Raw genomic sequence first — 18525 nt, forward strand, 5'->3', positions numbered from 1 at the left:
TCCCAGCGAGGTCACCGAGCACGCGGACGTCGTACTGCCCGTCGCCGCGGTCGCCGAGAAGGCGGGCACCTTCCTCAACTGGGAGGGCCGGGCGCCGCGCCGCACACAGGACCGCACGCCGGACGCCGCACACAGGACCGGCCGCCGCACGCAGGGTCGGTCGGCGGTGTCCGGATCAGGCGATCCGGGCCTCCCCGTAGGGAACCAGCCGGACCGGCCCCAGCAGCCCGTACGCCCCCCGGGTCAGGCCGCCGTACACCCCGGGGTCGCTGACCCGCAGCCGGTTGGCGAGCGGAGTGGCCACCTCGACCTCGACGACGTTCGCACCGCGCCTGAGCAGGCCGCCCAGATCGACCACCGGATGGATCTGGTCGACCGGGTCGAGCCGGTGGCCGTTGACCGTGACCCGGCAGGTGTCGGTGACCGTGCCCAGTTCCAGATGTGCGCCGTGGCCACCGGTCCAACCGCGGCCGAGGGTGACCGTGGTGCGGTAGCGGCCGATGCCCGAGACATCGGCGAGTTCCGGGACCTGCGACCAGGGCACCAGCGCGTCCAGCGTCAGATCGTGCTCGACGACGGCTGTCCGGGTGGCCGACGCGCCGGGCCGCCAGTCCTGTACGTGCAGCCGCCACGACGTCAGTTCGGTCGGCTCCGGGATGTCCTTGAGCGAGGTGCTGACGGCGCGCCCCTTCGAGAGCACGGTCCGGTACGTTCCCGTGGCCGCGGAGCGGACGGAGAGACCGGCGTCCGTGAACCGCACCTCGTCGGCCTCGCTGTCGACGGCGTACGGGCGCGTGCCGTTCCGGTCGCCGAAGAGGCCCGGCCGGCCGATCGCCACGACGAGGGTCTCCGCGGGCTGGAGGGTGACCCGCACCGTGACCGAGCCGCCACCGTTGTCGCCGTCGCCGCCGTCCTCGGTGTAGCGGGCGACACGCTCGGCCCTCCCGGTCCAGGGGTCCAGCAGGTACGGCACACCCTTGGCCGTGGTGCGGCGCAGGGTGACCTCGTGATCGATGGCGGCGACCGGCGGCTTGACGGTCTCGGCGTGCTTGCCGTTGCACAGGTAGTAGTAGTCGACGCCGTCGGCCACCCGGTGGGCGTTGAGGAGGGTCGAGGCGGTCGAGTAGCCGACGTCGGGCCGCACTCCGAGTCCGGTGAGCGCGTCACCCACCGCGGTCTTGTCGGCGACCCGGCGGACCAACGGCTGCGCCAGCAACTCCTTGACCACGGACAGCAGTTCCTCGGTCTCCCCGCTGTCCGGGACGCCGGGCGGCACCACCGCGTCCCAGGCGCCGAGCAGGACGATCGGCAGCCCGGCGCGGGTGAGCCGCAGCAGGGCCCGCGCGTCCTTCAGCGCGAGGGTCACCGTGGAGCCGTAGAAGAAGTCGCCCTCGACGAACAGGGCCTTGTAGGCGGGGCCTTCGGGCGCGAGCCGTCCCCGGCGCACCGTGGCGGAGGGCAGGTCGAGGAGTGGACCGCTGAGGAACTGGTGGGTCCAGCCGAGTGTGATGCCCGTGGCGGTGAACCAGGAGGCGCCGATGCCGGTGGCCGTGTAGCCGGTCTGCCGGAACACCGCCACATCCGCCTGGGCCCGGCCGGTCTGCAGCACCTGGTGGACACGGCCGAGGTAGCCGGAGACGTCGGAGACGTGCTTCCAGGTGGGATGCCTGGGGCCCCAGGACTCGCCGTAGCCCGCCACGCCCTTGTACGGAGTGAAGGCCGCGTATCCGGGCCAGTGGACCCCCGGGAACTCGGCGTAGGAGAAGCCGTGGACGACCGTCTGGTTGACCCCGGCGGCGTAGGCGCCGCCCATGGTGCGCAGGAACCGCTGCCACGTGGTGCTGTACGCGCTGCCCGCGTAGGCGCCGGCCTCGCACGAGAGCACTGTGTGCCCGGCCATGTCACGGCCACCGGCCAGGCACCGGTAGTCGTCGAGGTTCTTGAAGCCCAGCGACTCGCCCTCGGCGATGTCGAGGATCGCGGCCGAGGCGATGGCGTCGGTCTGCAACCCGTAGGGCTGGGAACGCAGTTGGAGTCCGAGCGAACGGGCCCAGGTGCGCAGCGCCGAGACGTGATGCCTGTTGAAGAGGGTGGAGACCGTCTCCCAGAAGTCGTGGCGGATCTGGCGGGTGACGGCTGCATCGAAGGCGTAGACCTGGTTGCTGTTGTCGAGGACCAGGGCGGGCAGCAGCGGCAGCAGGGAGCGGCCGGTGTGTTCGCGGAACGCGTCGGGCAGGCCCGGCGTCCACTGCAGTCCGTCGGTCTCCAGCTCGATGGAGTCCTCGAAGAGCGCGCCGCCGGACACCTTCAGGAGCCGCCGGACGGACTTCGTGAGGATGTGCTTCTCCCAGAAGTCGGTCACCGCGCGCGTGCCGGCCGCGCTGAAGTGGTCGACGACGTAGGCCGGCGGGTCGGTGTGCGGTCCTGCTTCCGGGGTCTGGCCCGAGCCGCGCACCCAGTACGCGATCACGACCCAGGTGCCGTCGTCGGGCGCGGCCCAGTTCAGGGTGTCGTCGGTGACGGCCGAGGTGAGGTCGCGGACCGAGTCCAGGTCGAGGCCGGTCTCCTTGCGGGTGGAGTTCACGGTGTTCACGCGCGCTGCCTGCACCAGGAGGAGCCGCTGCTTGCTCACGCCGGACGCCGCCTCGTGAACGGGCGCCGGGACGGGGCCGTTGTAGGCGGCGCCGGGGGCCACCGTGACGGCTCCGTGGGCGAGCTCCTTGACGGCGGCCTCGCTGTCGGGGGTGATACCGGGTACGGCGGCCGGCCAGCTGGGGCCGACGGTGAGGTCGACGGTGAGACCGCGTCGTGCGGCCTGGCTCAGCGCGGCCTCGACTCCCGTCACCCAGGCGGCGGTTCCCCAGCCGTGGCGGGCCGTGTCCAGCTCCGAGGTGTCGGTGACGCTGTGGTGGACGGCGGCTATCTCGGCGCCGCCGAAGCCCGCGTCGGCGATCTGGTCGATCTCCCGTCTGATCTCGTCGGGCCGTACCAGGCCGTCGGGCCACCACCAGCGGAACTTCGGGCGGACCGCCCGGCCCGGCTCGGCGAAGGACAGGGAGGCGCCGGTGGAGCCCGCGGTGGCACGCGCGGTGGCGGCCGAAGCGCGGCCGGGGGCCGCCCACTCGACGGCGCCGGCGGCGGCCGCAGTGGCCGCGGCGGCGAGCACGGTTCGGCGCGGGACGCCCGTCCGGTGAACTGCGGTGTGGTCGTTCATGGTTCCTGTCCACTCTTGGAGGGCAGCACAAAGAGGACCCCTTGAGGGGCCCAGGGGATTGAATCGTTTTAATCGCTGCGAAAGTAAGTCGTTTGATCAACGGGCGTCAAGGAGCGTGCACGACGCAAATTCCTGGGGTCTCCCTGCCGGGCTTCTTGCGGGGCCGGGCCGTCGGGCATCGGCCGGGCTGATCAACGGCGGATGCTCTCCACTTCGCCGAAGCCGCCCGTCGGGCTCCAGCGCAGCCGGGTGAGCCACTCGGAGGACGAGTTGGTGAACAGCAGGTCCTCGGTTCCGTCCACCGCCCCGGCCTTCTCCCAGCCGTCGAAGTCCTTGGTGGCCTTGGTGTCCCACGTCGACAGATTCCGGGTGCCGACCGCGGCGATCGACTCCGCCGGCGGTTCGCCGTCCGAGCAGTACACACCCCAGTTCGCGATGGCCGTGACCGTGCCGCGGAACGCCTTGAGCGTGATGCTCTGGCACGGGTCGCCCTCGGTCGCGTACACCAGGTGGGGCTCGGTCCACGGCCCGTCCGCGGTGTCCTGGTGCTGCTCCATGAGTCCACGCCCGGCGGCGTAGTACATCCCCACGCGGCCGCCGCCGGCCCACTCGACCTCCTCGACGAAGCGAGCGTGTGACGGCGAGCGACCGGAGGTGACGGACGGGGAGGCGTGGGAGGAACCGGGGGAGTCGGGGGAGCCGCTGCCGGAGCCCCCGCCACCGGCTCCGGTTTCCGTGCTTCCGCAGGCCGCGGTGACCATCAGCAGGGCCGCCGTCCCGGCCCAGGCCGGCCATCGGGCACCGGGTACTCGTCGCATGTGTCTCTCCCGCCCTCACCACGACAGGTCGTGCGTGAACGGTTGATGGGACCACGGTCGGCCCGGCCGGACGGTGACCGGGCCGCCCAGGTGACCGGGCCGCTCAGCGGAAGACGTTGTCCGTGTCGTCCCAGCTGTAGGGGTCGGCGGCGGGTGGGAGGCTGCGGGGTGCGCGTGGGGACGACTGGTACATGGCTTCGATCTCGGCGGCGTACCGGTGCGCGATGGCGTCCCTGCGCAGTTTCATCGACGGGGTGAGCAGCCCGTTGGCCAGGTCGAACGGCTCGGGCAGTACCCGGTACACGCGGATGGACTCCGAGCGCGACACGGTGGAGTTGGCCGTGCCGACAGCGCGGATGATCTCCTCCCGTAAGGCGTTCTCCTCGCGCAGCTCGCGGTCGTGGCCCTCGCCGGGGAAGGTGCGGACCGAGCGCCAGTGCGTGAGGAATTCGGGATCGAGGGTGATCAGGGCCCCCACGCAGGGCCGGTTGTCACCCACGATCACCGCCTGGTGGATGAGCGGATGGACCCGCAGGCGTTCTTCGAGAGCCGCGGGAGCGACACTCTTGCCGTCGCTCGTGATGACGATGTCCTTCTTGCGGCCGGTGATGCTCAGATAGCCCTCGTCGTCGAACCGGCCGATGTCGCCGGTGGCCAGCCAGCCGTCGTGGAACGCGGCCCAGTTGGCCTCGTCGTCGTTGACATAGCCCTGGAACACCGAGGGTCCACGGACGAAGATCTCCCCGTCGTCGGCCACCTGGATCTCCGTGTCGGGCAGGGGCCGTCCCACGGTGCCCAGTTTCTCCCGGCCGACGGGCTGGGCCGTGATGCCGCCGCTCGTCTCCGTGAGCCCGTATCCGTCGTGGACGAAGATCCCGATTCCCGAGTAGAACAGGGCCAGTTCACGGTTCAGGGGCGAGCCGCCCGAGACCGCGCCGCGCACTCTTCCGCCCAGTGCCGCGCGGAGCTTGCGGTACACCGTCTTGTCGTAGACGGCGTGTTGCAGCCGCAGATCGAGGCCGGGCCCCGGGCCGGATCCGAGCCGTTGCCGCTCGGTGGCCGCGGCGAAGTCCTGCGCGGTGCGGACGGCGCGCTCGAACAGGGCGCCGCGTCCCGCCTCCTCGGCCTTGCGGAGGAAATTCTTGTAGAGCTTCTCGAAGACGAACGGGACGGCGTAGAGGTAGGTGGGCCGGAAGGACAGCAGGGAGTCGGCCAGTGTCTCCGCGCGCAGATCGGGTTCGTGGCCCATGAGTATCCCGCCGCGCAGGCACAGGCTCTGGACCATGAGGCCGTAGGCGTGGGAGAAGGGCAGGAAGGCCAGCACGGCGGGCTGCTGCCCGGGGGGCGCGGCGGTGTGTCTCCACCCGGCCAGCAGTGTGTCGCAGGAACTCGCCAGGCTGCTGTGACTCAGGGCGCAGCCCTTGGGGTGGCCCGTCGTGCCCGAGGTGTAGGCGATGACCGCGGTGGAGTCGGGCAGCACGATCCGCCGCATGGACTCGACCGTGGTGACCGGTACCGACAGGCCGGACTCCGTCAGGTCCGTCAGGGCCCCGGCGTCCAGTTGCCAGACGTGCCGCAGGGCCGGCAGCGAGGCGCACACCGAGCCGACCGTCATGATGCCCTGCTCGTCCTCCACCACCACCGCGACGCAGCCCGCGTCCTGGAGGATCCACCCGACCTGTTCGTGCGACGAGGTCGGGAAGATCGGAACGATCTCGGCGCCCACCGTCCACAGGGCGTAGCTGAGTACGGTCCACTCGTAGCGGGTGCGTGCCATGACGCCCACGCGGTGGCCCGGGAAGATCCCGGCCGCGATGAAGCCCCGTGCGACGTCCACCACCTCGTCCCGCAGCTCGATCGCGGTCACCTGCGACCAGACTGGGGGAGAGGTGTCGGAACGGCGGGCCAGCTGTGGCAGCAGGGGGTCGCGTTCAGCTGTCTCGAACAGACTGTCGGCGAGCCCTCCCTTCAGCATGGGCGGGGCCGGTCTGGCTACTTCCAAGGGGTGCATGTGCCGCTCCAGATCGTCCTCAGAGCGCCCCTCCGATGGAGTCCGGAAGCGAGGGCGTTCGAAATCTAGCCCACGTGGGCGGGAGTTGGGTCACGAAAAGACGATCGACCTGACCTGATCGTCTTTCGGAGCGCCACCGGGCGACTTCGGTCCGTGGAGCAGGAATCGGTTCCGGGAGGCGCCGGCGGAGGTCGACGGCCGGTCCTCCTCCCGCGCAGTGGCCGACGTCGGCCCCAGGAGTTCGACTTGAAACTGCCGCTGCCGAGGCGCTGCTGAGATTCACGAACATGAACGACGGTCACATGCGTGGAATCTCGGCGATCGGTGCACCTGAAGAACTGACGCGGGGCACCAGCCGAGGCCGCCGGCTGGACGGGCGGGTCGTCATGCCTCTCATTACGATGAAGGAGATCGTCGTGCCGCCCAGCGGCCTGCGTGCGAGTGGTACCGGGGGTACGGAGAGGCGCGAAGGGGTACGAGGGGGCCGACCGACGTCAGGAGCGCCGCCGTGAGCACGATCGTGGTGAAGGCCGCCCGGCTGAGGAGCGGGCTCGTCCTTCCGTACGCGGAGGCGGGTGGTCCGGAGGGCGTTCCCGTCGTCTTCGTGCACGGCCTCGGGGACTCCTGGTGGATGTTCGAGCCGATACTCAGACAGCTCCCCGCCGCACTGCACGGGTACGCCCCCACCCAACGAGGCCACGGCGACGCCGAACGGCCCCCGGACGGCTACGGCCCGTCGGACTTCGCCGACGACCTCGTGGAATTCCTCGACGCCGTGGGCATCCGCCGGGCGGTCCTGGTCGGTGCGTCGAGCGGCGGTGTGGCCGCGCGGCTGGTCGCGGGCAGCCACCCCGACCGGGTGGCGGGGCTCGTCCTGGCGGGTGTCCCGGCCACCCTCGCCGACAAGCCCGTCGCGACGGCCCTGGGGAAGAAGGTCCAGAACCTCGGCGACCCCGTGCCGCGCGCCTTCGTCGAAGAGCTGCTCGGCGGCCTCACGGCCCGGCCGCTGGGACGCGGGCTCCTCGCGACGATCGCCGAGGAGAACCTCAAAGTGCCCGCACGGGTCTGGCGGGAGACCATGCGCGGCCTGCTGGAGACGGACCTCGCGGCCACGCTGAGGGGAATCCTCGTCCCCACGCTCGTGCTCTGGGGTGACGCCGACAGCATCCTGCCGCGCGCCGACCAGCAGCGGATCCTCGACACGGTCTTCGATGCGAGGCTCGTCGTCTACGAGGGCGCCGGCCACGCGCTGTACTGGGAGGAGCCCGAACGGCTCGTCCAGGACGTCGCCGCCTTCGCCGCCGAGGTCCTGCCGGACCGCCCGGACCGCCCGGACCGCCCGGACCGCCCGGACCGCCCGGACCGCCCGGACGGCGACGCTCCCGGCAGGGCCGGGACGTCGCCGCCCCCGGGCGGTCGAGCGGGTCCGCAGGTATCGGGCTCGCAGGTATCGGGCCCGCAGGTATGACGCGCGGTCAGGCGTTCGGGTCGAACGCGATCCCCGACGGCTTGGCGGACGAGAGATGTGAGGTGAACGTGCTGTCCTTGATGCCGAGCGTCGCACTGCCGAAGTTGTACGAGGTAAGCGTGTCGCGCACCCCGGCGGGATAGCCGTTCCAGCCGACCAGCGAGGGGTACTGCCAGGTCCCCTTGTGGTTCTCCGGCGGCTCGTCGCCCGAGGTCGCGGCGCGGAAGCAGTGCGTGCTGATCCCGTCCTTGTGGTACACGACCTTGGGGTGCGTCCCGTCCCAGCGGATCGCCGAACGGTTCCGGACCGTGAACGAGCCGTGGTTGGACGTCGAGACGTACTGGGCCTCGTTGTTCTGCACCCAGACCACGACGTGCTCCCAGTCGTGCCGGTGCCCGCCCAGGCCGCTGCCGGCCACGGCCTGGTCCTTCTCGAAGTAGGAGGCGTAGACGATCGCGCACCAGCCGTTGTTGCACTTGGAGCGCGAGTAGCCGTTGGTGTTGTCCAGGTCCGACGCGTCACGGCACTGGCCGTTGAGGGCGCCGCTCGGGTTGAGCCCGCCGTTGACGGTCCCGTCGGTGCCGATGGCGGGCGTGGCGTAACAGCCGTCCGTGTCGTAGTCGTAGGCGGGCTGGAACGTCTGGTCCAGCCCCTCCGCGTTGGCGGGCAGGGCGCCGGGCGGGGCCGCCAGAGCGGTGGCGGGGAAAGCGAGGACCAAAGCGGCGGCGCCGGCGAGAACGCCGAGCGACCTCCGGCGCAACCGCCGGGATCCGAAGAGCTTCGATGCCGGTCTGCCGTTCACAAGCGTCCTCCTCATCGGCCCTGTGCGGGCCAGCGCCCTGTATGACATGAGCAGTTCAGAGTCCCGGACTTTCACTCGCGTGCCAAGAGGCCACAGTGGTCACAACGGTTACGGAGCGCTGAATACTTGTGGCTCAACCGGCCCAAGAACGTCATGGACGAGGGGGGTTGATGGAAAGCTGTGCCGCATGAGCACGCCGCGGGCCACCCCGGCCGAGGGTGACGAGCACACCGCCCCCCGCCTGCCCGAACCGACGGACGCGGCCGAACGACCGGGCCGGACCGGCGGGTTGCTGTGGCATGTCCGGGGCTTCCGGGGCTTCCGGGGGTTCCGGGGCATCCGTGGTTTCCGTGGAGTTCGGGGTGTTCGGTATGAGCGGCACCGGCGATGGCTGTACGCGCTGGCCGTCGTCGCGCTCCTCGCCGAGATGGCGGTCGCGATGGTCACCACCGCCGTCGGCCAGACCCCCACCATCGACGAGCCCGTGTACGTGGCCACGGCCGAGGTGTACCTCAAGGAACGAAGCCTCCGTTACAACCCCGAACACCCGCCCCTGGGCAAGCTGATCATCGCGTCCGGTCTGGTGTTCACCGACGCGCGCCTCGACTCCGCCTTCGCCGGCAGCCAGATGGCACTCGGACGGCATGTGCTGTACGAGTCGGGCAACGACCCCGGACACCTGATGCTGTACGCACGGCTCCCGGTGATCGTCCTGACGCTGCTGTTCGGGCTGGTCGTCCTCGCGTTCGCCCGCGACCTCACCGGCCCGGTCGGCGGGCTCGCGGCACTCGCCCTGTACGCGTTCTCCCCGGACGTCATCGCGAACGGCTCGCTGGCCACGCTCGACGTGCCCGCGGCCGGGTTCCTGCTCACCTCCGTATGGCTGCTGTGGCGGGCGCGGCGGCGGCCGCACCTCTGCCTCCCGCTCGCCGGTGTGGCCCTGGGCGCGGCCGCGGCCACCAAGATGAGCGTGCTGCCGGTGATCCCGGTGCTGATGCTGCTCGGCGTCCTGTCGTTCTGGCACGCACGCCGGGCCCCGGGATCCGATGTCCGCGCCCGCGTGAGGCTCCTCGCCCACGGAGCGGCAGCCGCCGTCGGTATGGCGCTGGTCGCGGTCGCCGTCGTGTGGGCCACCTACCTCGTCGTCGACCCCCGGCTGCGCTGGACGGTGCCCGAGAACGTGCCGGACATCCGCGGCATGCGCGGCCGGGTCGCGGCATGGCTGCCGTTCCCCGAGGCCTACCGGGACGGCATGCGCATCCAGTTCGGCTTCGAGTACGACATCTGGCAGGGCTTCCTCTTCGGGCGGCTGTACGAGGGCTCGCTCTGGTACTACCTGCCGGCCGCGCTCCTGGTGAAGACACCGCTCGGCATGCTCGCGCTGTGGATCGCGGGTGCCGTCGCGATCCTGACCGTACGTCGGCTGCGCCCCGCCGCTCCGTACGTGCTCGTCCCCCCGGCCGTGCTGCTGGCCATCTCCATGAACGGCGCCCGGGATCTCGGCGTGCGGTACGCCGTGTTCATGCCGATGTTCCTGGCCGTGGTCGCCGCGGGAGTGACACTCTTCCGCCGCCGCCCGGCCCTCTGGGCGACCGCGGCGCTGGTCTGCTTCGTGGCGGTCAGCTCGCTGCGCACGTACCCGTACTACCTGCCGTACTCCAACGAGGCCTTCGGCGGCCCCTCGAAGACCCATCTGCGGCTGCATGACTCGAACGTCGACTGGGGCCAGGACCTGGGCCGCCTCGCGGATCACCTCCGTCGCCACCACCCCGGTGAGCGGGTCTGGCTCGTCTACAAGGGCGCGGGCGTGCCCGCCTACTACGGCATCGACGCGTCCGATCCGCTCAAGGCCCCCCTCGGCGAGGTGCACGGACTGCTGGTGGTGTCCGACTCCTCGGCGGCGAAGGCCGACGGACGGCTGGCGGCACTGCTCGCCACCAGCACACCGATCGACGAGGTCGGCCACTCGATCACGGTCTGCCGGCGCCGCTGAGGCCGGTGCTGATGCCGGACGGAAGAACGGTTCACGGCTGCCACGGACGAACGAGTGCGTCACATTCGGCACTTCGGCCCGACTGGTTCGGGGCCCGCATGGGTATCGTCGAATTCATGACAACGCGTCGTCGTACGAGGAGACGCGGCGCGGCCAGGGCGAGCGTGACGGCCCTCCTGTGCCTACTGGTGGCACTCCCGGCGAGAAGCGGTGCCGCCGCGCCCGAGCCGGCCGCTGTACCGAACGCTTCCCCGGGCCATTACGTCGGCACGTTCAACATCTACGGAAACATCGGCCACCGGGGCGACGCCGGCGACTGGATCAGGGACGAGGCCGAGGCCATCAAGGACGTCACCCTCGGCGACCCCGACCGGTGGCTCTTCATCGGGCTCCAGGAAGTCTGCAAGACCCAAGGGGAGCGGTTCGCACGGGAGTTGGGCATGCGCAGCGCCTTCGTCGACACGGGTACGAACTGTGCCGACGGCCAGCCGTACGGGAACAGCATCCTGTTCCACTCTGCTGTGAAGATCCTGCCACCGGCACTGCTGCCCAACCTGGACGGCAGAGGTGGTGAGCGGGCCGTCATCTGTGCCGTCGTGCGTGCTCCGGGAGATCCGGACCGATCGGGCCCACCCGTCACGGGGTGCAGCACGCATCTGAGTGTCGGCGGCGCGAAGGACAGGGAACGGCAGGCGCAGACCGAGTTCATCCACGACGACTGGAAACCGGACGGCACCCACAAGCTCGGCGCCGACGGCCCGGTCGTCCTGGCGGGCGACCTGAACGCGCCGCCCGACGCGCGAGAGCTGGACATCCTGTACGGCGGCAACGGCAGCGAGGCGAACGGCCCTCGTGAGACCGGACCGCCGTACACCCGGCCGACCTACGACGACGGTCGCAAGATCGACTATCTGTTCGCCTGGGGCACGCGGAGCTCCGGACGCTGGCTCGGCACCGGTGTGCGCCGGACCGTGCACTCCGACCACAGCTTCTACTACAGCGAGTTGTCGACAGGGGCCGAACGAGACGGGGCCGAAGAAGCGACCGAAGAAGGGACCGAACAGGAAGGGGCCGGACGAGAAGCAACCGGGTGAGGAGGCAGCCCCGGCGCGGGTGAGCGAGCGGCCTCGGGGCGGTGGACGCCACGCGGCCGGTACCCCAGGCGGTCCGCCACTCCCACCAGATCGGCCAACAGCCAGATGATGGCCAGCCACATCTCGGTGCCCTGGAGGCCCGGTTCACGGCCGGGGCCCGCACCTCCCTCGCCCGGCGGGCCGAAGCCGAATCCGGTTCCGTCCCGCCACTCGCCCAGCGCGTGTGTCAGCTGTTCCGCGGCCCACGCCCCCGCCTCGGCGGCCCGGTGGCCGGTCTGCCGGCCGGTGAGCCACAGCGGGTGTGCCACGTCCAGCACGTTGCACGCGTTCTGGCGGCCCGCGGCGAACCAGCGCGGATCACGTCCGTGGTCGAGCACGGTGTCCCTCACCCGTTCCGCGTACGGAGGACGCAGCCCGAACTGGGCGAACGAGCCGCGCGTGAGCCGGTAGTAGCCGTTGACGAGTTGCAGTCGCCCTTCGGTGGGCGAGGCAACCTGCCCCCACATGCCGGTCCAGGGATCCACCCGCGTGCCGAGCCAGCCGAACAGCGCCTCCAGAGTGCCCGGGGCGCCTGCCGCGGCGCCCAGGCCGAGGTTGAGGTGCGCGCCGGTCGCCCAGCAGTCCACCCACGCGCCGGCCGACCAGGCCCGGGTCCGCCACGGAAGCGACTCCAGACGTGCGACCAGCTGGTCCGCCGTCATGTGCTCCACGGTGTGGACCGGGTGGGCGAAGCGCGAGCCCAGCAGGTCCAGCGCGTAGCCCACGGACAGCACGTGGTATTCGGCGGCGCCGTCGTCGATCCAGCCGTCCGACGCGGGAGCGGGCAGCGTGCCCGGGCCGCCGTCGGGGGCGAGTTCGGGCACCAGCCCGCCGACGGGCTCCTGCAGGGAGCGCAGCCGCTCGGCGTGCTCGGTGGCGGTCAGCTGCGGCGGAGGCGAGCCCAGGAGCAGGTCGGCGATCTCCACGGCGTCACAGTGGGCGCGGACGGTCGTCGACGCGCCGGGCCGATCGCGGTACCGGCCCGCGTTGGCGTCCCAGGCACGCGCGAGGAGGTCCACGGCCTGTGCCCGGGCCCGGTCGGCGAACCGGGCGACCGCGTCCCCAAGGCCCCCGACGCCCCCGGGCCCGCCGTCCGCCGCCCCGCGCCGGGCGGGGCCGGGGTCACGCCGGTCCCGCAGCCGACGGGCCGGATTGCCGGCGGCGACCGACCAGGGCGGCAGATCCTTGGTCACGACCGCACCCGCGCCCACCACACAGTGGTCGCCGATGTCCACCCCGTCCAGGACGACGACGTTCGAGCCGATCCACACGTCGTCGCCGACGGTGATGCCCCTGCTGGTGAGGGGCTGCCGGTGCACGGGGCGGTCGGGCGCGAACCCGTGGTTGAAGCCGAGCAGCGAGCTGTGGGCACCGATCCGCACCCCGTCCCCCAGCGTGATCCGTCCCCGCACGGTGGCGTACGGGTTGACGGTGCAGTCGGAGCCGGTGGTCACCTCGCCGGTGACGTAGGCGTGCCCGGCGATGTACGAGTTCTCGCCGAGAAGCAGCACGTCGGTGAAGACTCCGGCGGCGGGGGAGACGTAACAGCGCGGGCCGAGCCCCGCCCCGCCGCCGGCCAGCCGCTTCTGGTGCGCGGCCTGGGCTTTCCGTTGCGCGGCGGAGGCGCGACGGTCGAAGTCCCAGGGGCAGTGGTCGAAGTAGGAATCATCGAGGGCGGTTTCCGAATCCATCGCCCGGGAGTATAGAGAGCGCTTACTGCCGCGGCAATGCTCCCGGATGCAGACAGGGGTCCGAACGGCCGTATCGGCCGTGGTGTCCGGGGGCCCGGGTCGTAGCTTGATCACGGCAGGCACAGATCCCGTGACACGAACCCCGGATACGACCCCCGACGCGAACCCCGGCTACGACCCCCGACACGACCCTCGGATACGTCCTCCGACACGTCCTCTGACACGAACCCCTGGTGACGCGATGTGCTGGAATGCGACGGCCGATCTCGTGGCGGGCTGCGGTATCGCCGCCGTGGGAGTGGCCTGCGTGGCGCGGACCCGCAGGGCGGCCGAACTGCCGCTGGCCGGGCTGCCCCTGCTCCTGGGCGCTCATCAGATCGTGGAGTCCCTGGTCTGGCGCTCCGGCGGTGGCACGGGTCCCGCCACCGTGGTCTGGGCGGCGATGGCCTTGCCGCTGCTCGCCGTGTGGGTGACGGCAGGCGTGCTGTGCGTGGCGCCGCCGAGTGCCAGGCGGCGGCTGATGATCCCGCTCGTCGCCGGGCTCGCCACCGCGGCGGTGCTCTCCTACCGCCTCGCCACGCATTCCGTGAGGGCCGAGATCCGCGGCCACACCGTCGGTTACGCCGTCTCCCTCCCTCATGCCGAGGTACTCGTGGCGGGCTATCTGCTGGCCACGATCGGCTCGCTCCTGCTCTCCGGCGACCGGATCCTGCGCGTCCTGGGCATCCTGGTGGCCGTCGGCGCGGTGGCCTGCTGGGCGCTGTGGCAGGCGGAGTTCGTCTCGACGTGGTGCGCGTTCGCGGCGGTGTGCTCGGTGGTGCTGTACCGCTGGGTGCACGAGCGGTCCGTGGCACCGGACATCTCCCGCGTGTCCGCCGGACCGTGACCCGGTTCCGGTGGGCCAGGCGGCCTGGATGGCACAGGCGGCACAGCCGGGGCATCTCGCGACCGCGACACTGCTACGCCCCGGCACAAGGCGGACCGGGCTTCGGGAGGTCCCCCGGCCCGCCCCCTCCTCACCAGCGTTGCGGTTCGCTTCCCACGATCGAGGTCGAGGGCCTGCCGTCCACGCCGACCGGGACGTCGCCCGTGAGCATCACGCGGTGCATGATCCGGGGATGGTCGAGGTGGGCCGTGTCGCCGGGAGCCAGGTGGATGGTGGCCCGGTTGTCCCAGAAGGCCACGCTCCCGGGCTCCCAGCGGAACCGCACGGTGTACTCGGGGCGGGTCGCCTGGTCCAGCAGCATCTCCAGCAGCGGCGTGCTCTCCATGCGGGTCAGGCCCAGGATCTGCTCGACGTAGTAGCCGTTGACGAACAGCACGCGCTCACGCGTCTCGGGGTGCACCCGCACCAGCGGATGCTCGGTGGCCGTCTGCCGGTCCAGCAGATGGCGTACGTACGCGTCCTCGCCGGCCCGTGCCTGGTATCCGACCCCCAGGCGGTGCTCCGCGCGCAGCCCGTCGACGAAGTCCCGCAGCGGAGCCGAGAGGCCCGCATAGGCGGCGGCCAGGTTCGACCAGGTGGTGTCGCCGCCGTACGGGGGCACGGCCTCGGCGCGCAGAACGGTCGCGGCCGGCGGATCGACGCGGGCGCCGTGGTCGCAGTGCCAGCCGCGCAGCAGCGAGTGGCGGCGCCTGCGCAGCCACTCGTCGTGCTCCATGCCGTACCGTCCGCCGAGTTCCAGCCGGTCGGCCGTCGTCTCGATCTCCGGGACGTCCGCAGGTGACGCGCTGCCGCGTTTTCCCAGGACGACCGGTGCGCCGAACCGCCGGGCGAACGCGAGGTGCGAGGCGTGGTCCAGGTGCTGCTCGCGGAAGAACACCACCTTCCAGCGCAGCACCGCCGCCCGGATCCCGGCGACCACCGCCTCGTCCAGGTCCCCGGCCAGGTCGACGCCCGTGATCTCGGCGCCGATGTGGCCTGCGGCCGGCCTGACCTCGATCCGTGTGCCCCTGTCCGTCGTCATGCGCGCTCCGTCGATCGTGCGTGGCGGCCCGGGGCAAGCATGACCCTTCTGTCCGGAGTACGACAGTGCGTACGCGGCCACCATCGCGCGACCCGCGGGGCGACGGGCAAGGAGGCAGGTACGTTCCGGCTGTCCGGCTGTCCGGCTATCCGAACTGGCCGACGCGGTAGTCCCCGGCGGGCTGCTGGACGATGACGTTCGCCCGGTTGAAGGCGTTGATGAGGGAGATGAGGAACACCAGGGCGGCCAGCTGGTCCTCGTCGTAGTGCTTGGCGGCGTTCGCCCATGCCTCGTCCGACACCCCGCCCGCCGCGTCCGCGATACGGGTGCCCTGCTCCGCCAGTTCCAGCGCGGCACGCTCGGCCTCGGTGAAGACCTTGGCCTCCCGCCAGGCCGCGACGAGGTTGAGCCGTGTCTGGGTCTCCCCGGCCGCGGTGGCTTCCTTGGTGTGCATGTCGGTGCAGAAACCGCAGCCGTTGATCTGGCTCGCGCGGATCTTCACCAGCTCCTGTGTCGCGGCCGGCAGCGTCGAGTCCGAGACGACCTTGCCTGCCGAGGTGAGGTGCTTGATGAACGCGGCCGTGGCCGGGTTGGCCATGAGGTTCAAGCGGGCTTCCATGATGTGTTCCTCTGCCGTGGTAGCGGGTTACACATCCAGGACGGAAACCGCGCGCCGAGTGTGACATCAGCGAATGTGACGTGCGTCTCCCCGGCCCCGCCTACCCGCAGGACGGTTGCCGGTCGGAGGACAGCAGGCCGAACACCAGGTCGTCCGTCCACTCACCCTTGATCCAGGTGGCCTGCCGGAAAAGGCCCTCCTGTACGAATCCGAGCCGCCGCAGCAGACGCGCCGAACGGGTGTTGCGGGCGTCGCACTCGGCGGAGACCCGGTGCAGTTCGCGGCGCTCGAACAGGTCGTCGAGCACCGCTCCCGCGGCCTCCGCCGCATAGCCGAGCCCCTGCCGGTCGCCGGCCAGGGTGAACCCGATCTCGGCCTGCATCCGGTTCTCGTGCAGACGGACCCCGATGTCTCCCACCAGACAACGGTCCGCCTTCAGTTCGATCGCGTACTGGAACCACCCGGGCTCCTCCAGGGATCCTTCGGCGAGTGCCCGCACGATCCGGGCGGCCGTGTCGAGGGACACGGGTGGCGTCCAGCTCTGGTAGCGGGCCACCGAGGGGTCGGAGCGGTACGCGGCCAGCGGTGCCGCGTCCTCGGCTCGGAAGCGGCGCAGGACGAGCCTGTGGGTTTCCAACAGCATGGTGCCGATGATCCCACGCCGACCACGGGCCACCTCAGGTGCTACTCGGAGCCCGGCATGTCAACAGGTAGCGCCAGAAGAGGAGTTGGCGCACATGGGCGCCGGGCAGAAGGCGGGCCGTCTCGCGCCGGACGTCGTCGAGCGACATCTGCGGAGGCCGCACGGGCGCCCGGAGCGGCGGGGGCCCGGGCCGATGCCTTGCGCGACCGTGATCACCCCGGCGTCCGCGAGACGGCGAAGTACGTTCCGGCGGCCGGAGTCCCGCTCACGGCACTGCCGTTGACGGTCACCTTGAAGCCGCTCGTGTTCGCGGCGCCCGGCCCGGCCCGGATGGACGACAGCTCTCAGAACGAGGACAGCTTGACGGGGGCCCGTGCCATCTCCGCCGCCCGGCTGTGCAGATGGCACAGCAGCAGACACACGTCGTCGTCCCGCTCGGAGTCGCGCAGCAGAGGATGCAGGAGACGGTCGGCCGAGCCGTCCAGGTCCGCGTCGAGGTCCGCGGAACGGAACGTCCCCAGTGCCGCGGCGAGACGCTCGATGCCGGGGTCTATGCCCTGGGCGCGCCGTTCGACCAGACCGTCCGTGTAGAGCGCCAGCGTCGAACCGGGTGTGACGTTCACGGTGTGGTCCGGGATCCGCTGCTCCAGCGGAATGCCGAGCATCGCGCCGGGCTTGGCGCCGAGCGTGTGCACCTGACCGTCCGGGGTGCGCAGCACGGGTGGCGGGTGGCCCGCGGCGGCCCAGGTGAGCGTCGGCTCGTCGGGGTGGAAGCGCGCGATGACGGCTGTGGCGTACAGATCCGGCTGCAGATGGTGCAGGAAGATGTGCAGCCGGGTGAGGAGCTGGCCCGGGGTTCCTCCGTCGACGGCGTACGCGCGCAGCGCGGTGCGCAGCTGGCTCATCATCACGGCGGCGTGCAGCCCGTGTCCGGTCACGTCGCCGATGACGGTGATCAGGCTGCCGTCGGGCTGGCGGAAGGCGTCGTACCAGTCGCCGCCGATGTTCAGACCGTGGGTGGCCGGCAGATACCGGGCTGCCAGATGCAGCCCCGGAGTGGTGGGCAGGTCCGTCAGCAGGGCCCGCTGCAGGGTCTCGGCGATGTCGCGGTTGTGCTCGAAGCGGCGGGCGTTGTCCATCGCGATGCCGGCACGGCGAGTGAGCTCGATCAGCATGACGGCGTCGTCGGCGTCCCACCGGGCACCCGGCGGCGAGAGGATCAGGACCCCCAGCGGTGTCCGCCGCGTCGGCAGCGGAACGCACAGCAGGGGGACCTCGGGACGCAGCGCCGAGGGAGGCTGGTCGTCCACGCCTGGCAGGTCGCCCGAATGGTCGGCCGCGTACTGCGGGCGCCCGGTGCGGGCCGCGACCACGGCGGCGGCCGGACGAGGGGCGTTCGGATGCTCGTCGTCCCCGCCGTCGAAGAGCCACACGTCGACACCGCGGGCGTACTCCGGGACCAGCAGGCTCTGGAAGCGGTGGACGATCTCGTCGTGATTGAGCGAGGCCGTCAGCACGGCGCTGGCGTCGGCGAGGAACGTCAGTCTGCGGCGGGCGGCCTCCGCTTCCGTCCGCGCCTTGCGCTCGGCGGCGAAGAGATCGCGCTGGCCCCGGCTGGCCGCGTCCAGTTCGGCGTGCAGGGCCAGCACGCCCAGGTTGGTCTGGTCGAGCTCCTCCCGGTGGGAGGCGACCAGGTCCTCCTGCTCCTCCAGCGTGTCCAGCACCAGCGCCGTGTCCTCGTCGGCGCACAGCAGTTCTCCGGCCAGTGTCTCGGGATCGGCCGCCGCGGGCGCGACGGCCGTCGCGCCCGCGCCCTGGGCGCAGGCGACCGTCATGTGCCACGGCGGCTGCCGCTCGGCGCATGCGTCGTCGCCCGAGGTCACGACCGCCCGCAGCAGACCGTCCTCGGGCGGAGCCGTGGCCGTTTCAAGGTCCAGCCGCCATGTGCCGCCCTTGGTCAGGCACTGGCGCAGGTGCGCGCTGAGGGCGGCCGTCAGACAGGTCCGCTCCATGCCGGGCACCCCGTAGGCGGCTGCCAGGCGTGCCGTGTCGATACGGGCCCGTGCGGCGTCGGTGACGGTGGTGATGTGCCAGGTACGAGTCATGGTGTGGAGCCCGACGGAATAGGGGCCGGTACGGCGACGGCGGTGTCGCCCCGTACCGGCC

At 71.4% G+C, this 18525-nt stretch carries 13 protein-coding genes and 1 pseudogene; 5 read left to right on the forward strand and 9 right to left on the reverse strand.

Annotation, left to right across the window (positions count from 1 at the left end; genetic code table 11):
* Positions 1 to 94: pseudogene (locus tag AB0D14_RS39045) on the forward strand (molybdopterin-dependent oxidoreductase); the annotation flags it as partial.
* An 81-nt stretch (positions 95 to 175) separates the two neighbouring features.
* On the opposite strand, the gene AB0D14_RS39050 reads toward AB0D14_RS39045, so the two are convergent.
* The 3 genes from AB0D14_RS39050 to AB0D14_RS39060 all read right to left on the reverse strand — a co-directional run bounded on the left by AB0D14_RS39050 (position 176) and on the right by AB0D14_RS39060 (position 6043).
* The gene (locus AB0D14_RS39050; protein ID WP_362788411.1) at positions 176 to 3214 is read right to left on the reverse strand and encodes a glycosyl hydrolase; all 3039 of its coding nucleotides are present in this window, start codon (positions 3212 to 3214) and stop codon (positions 176 to 178) included.
* Between the two features lie 191 nt (positions 3215 to 3405).
* Positions 3406 to 4032, reverse strand: a complete 627-nt coding sequence (locus AB0D14_RS39055; RefSeq protein WP_362788414.1) for a hypothetical protein — start codon at positions 4030 to 4032, stop codon at positions 3406 to 3408.
* A 103-nt stretch (positions 4033 to 4135) separates the two neighbouring features.
* Complete coding sequence (locus AB0D14_RS39060; RefSeq protein ID WP_362788417.1) at positions 4136 to 6043, reverse strand: long-chain fatty acid--CoA ligase; 1908 nt, start codon at positions 6041 to 6043, stop codon at positions 4136 to 4138.
* 508 nt (positions 6044 to 6551) lie between these two features.
* On the opposite strand from AB0D14_RS39060, the gene AB0D14_RS39065 reads away from it, so the two are divergent.
* Positions 6552 to 7511 carry an alpha/beta hydrolase gene (locus AB0D14_RS39065; protein ID WP_362788420.1) on the forward strand — a complete coding sequence of 320 codons (960 nt, stop codon included), beginning with the start codon at positions 6552 to 6554 and terminating at the stop codon, positions 7509 to 7511.
* 7 nt (positions 7512 to 7518) lie between these two features.
* Here AB0D14_RS39065 and AB0D14_RS39070 read toward each other — a convergent pair whose 3' ends face one another.
* Positions 7519 to 8313: an NPP1 family protein gene (locus AB0D14_RS39070; RefSeq protein ID WP_362788422.1), complete on the reverse strand. Its 795-nt coding sequence runs from the start codon at positions 8311 to 8313 to the stop codon at positions 7519 to 7521.
* 427 nt (positions 8314 to 8740) lie between these two features.
* On the opposite strand from AB0D14_RS39070, the gene AB0D14_RS39075 reads away from it, so the two are divergent.
* Both AB0D14_RS39075 and AB0D14_RS39080 read left to right on the forward strand, forming a co-directional pair.
* On the forward strand, positions 8741 to 10306 hold the full coding sequence (locus AB0D14_RS39075; protein ID WP_362788504.1) for a phospholipid carrier-dependent glycosyltransferase: 1566 nt from the start codon (positions 8741 to 8743) through the stop codon (positions 10304 to 10306).
* A gap of 116 nt (positions 10307 to 10422) precedes the next feature.
* Positions 10423 to 11400 carry an endonuclease/exonuclease/phosphatase family protein gene (locus tag AB0D14_RS39080; protein WP_362788425.1) on the forward strand — a complete coding sequence of 326 codons (978 nt, stop codon included), beginning with the start codon at positions 10423 to 10425 and terminating at the stop codon, positions 11398 to 11400.
* Here AB0D14_RS39080 and AB0D14_RS39085 read toward each other — a convergent pair.
* On the reverse strand, positions 11301 to 13130 hold the full coding sequence (locus AB0D14_RS39085; protein WP_362788427.1) for an acyltransferase: 1830 nt from the start codon (positions 13128 to 13130) through the stop codon (positions 11301 to 11303). The two genes, AB0D14_RS39080 and AB0D14_RS39085, sit on opposite strands and share 100 nt — an antisense overlap.
* Positions 13131 to 13371: 241 nt before the next feature.
* Here AB0D14_RS39085 and AB0D14_RS39090 point away from each other — a divergent pair, with 241 nt between their 5' ends.
* On the forward strand, positions 13372 to 14016 hold the full coding sequence (locus tag AB0D14_RS39090; RefSeq protein ID WP_362788430.1) for a DUF6629 family protein: 645 nt from the start codon (positions 13372 to 13374) through the stop codon (positions 14014 to 14016).
* A gap of 130 nt (positions 14017 to 14146) precedes the next feature.
* Here AB0D14_RS39090 and AB0D14_RS39095 read toward each other — a convergent pair whose 3' ends face one another.
* The 4 genes from AB0D14_RS39095 to AB0D14_RS39110 form a co-directional block, all read right to left on the reverse strand.
* Positions 14147 to 15097, reverse strand: coding sequence for a TauD/TfdA family dioxygenase (locus AB0D14_RS39095; protein WP_362788433.1), 951 nt, complete (start codon positions 15095 to 15097; stop codon positions 14147 to 14149).
* A 145-nt stretch (positions 15098 to 15242) separates the two neighbouring features.
* Entirely contained in the window at positions 15243 to 15716 is a 474-nt protein-coding gene (locus AB0D14_RS39100) for a carboxymuconolactone decarboxylase family protein (RefSeq protein WP_362788436.1), read from the reverse strand.
* 100 nt (positions 15717 to 15816) lie between these two features.
* Positions 15817 to 16359, reverse strand: a complete 543-nt coding sequence (locus AB0D14_RS39105; RefSeq protein ID WP_362788439.1) for a GNAT family protein — start codon at positions 16357 to 16359, stop codon at positions 15817 to 15819.
* 344 nt (positions 16360 to 16703) lie between these two features.
* The gene (locus AB0D14_RS39110; protein ID WP_362788442.1) at positions 16704 to 18464 is read right to left on the reverse strand and encodes a SpoIIE family protein phosphatase; all 1761 of its coding nucleotides are present in this window, start codon (positions 18462 to 18464) and stop codon (positions 16704 to 16706) included.
* Between the last annotated feature and the right edge of the window lie 61 nt (positions 18465 to 18525).

It is taken from the genome of Streptomyces sp. NPDC048484 (assembly GCF_040651415.1).
Classification (GTDB): domain Bacteria; phylum Actinomycetota; class Actinomycetes; order Streptomycetales; family Streptomycetaceae; genus Streptomyces.

Coding starts and splice junctions, on each gene's coding strand:
- AB0D14_RS39050 (WP_362788411.1), bottom strand. CDS start 3,214: ATGAACGACCACACCGCAGTTCACCGGACGGGCGTCCCGCGCCGAACC.
- AB0D14_RS39055 (WP_362788414.1), bottom strand. CDS start 4,032: ATGCGACGAGTACCCGGTGCCCGATGGCCGGCCTGGGCCGGGACGGCG.
- AB0D14_RS39060 (WP_362788417.1), bottom strand. CDS start 6,043: ATGCACCCCTTGGAAGTAGCCAGACCGGCCCCGCCCATGCTGAAGGGA.
- AB0D14_RS39075 (WP_362788504.1), top strand. CDS start 8,741: ATGGCGGTCGCGATGGTCACCACCGCCGTCGGCCAGACCCCCACCATC.
- AB0D14_RS39080 (WP_362788425.1), top strand. CDS start 10,423: ATGACAACGCGTCGTCGTACGAGGAGACGCGGCGCGGCCAGGGCGAGC.
- AB0D14_RS39085 (WP_362788427.1), bottom strand. CDS start 13,130: ATGGATTCGGAAACCGCCCTCGATGATTCCTACTTCGACCACTGCCCC.
- AB0D14_RS39090 (WP_362788430.1), top strand. CDS start 13,372: ATGTGCTGGAATGCGACGGCCGATCTCGTGGCGGGCTGCGGTATCGCC.
- AB0D14_RS39095 (WP_362788433.1), bottom strand. CDS start 15,097: ATGACGACGGACAGGGGCACACGGATCGAGGTCAGGCCGGCCGCAGGC.
- AB0D14_RS39100 (WP_362788436.1), bottom strand. CDS start 15,716: ATGGAAGCCCGCTTGAACCTCATGGCCAACCCGGCCACGGCCGCGTTC.
- AB0D14_RS39105 (WP_362788439.1), bottom strand. CDS start 16,359: ATGCTGTTGGAAACCCACAGGCTCGTCCTGCGCCGCTTCCGAGCCGAG.
- AB0D14_RS39110 (WP_362788442.1), bottom strand. CDS start 18,464: ATGACTCGTACCTGGCACATCACCACCGTCACCGACGCCGCACGGGCC.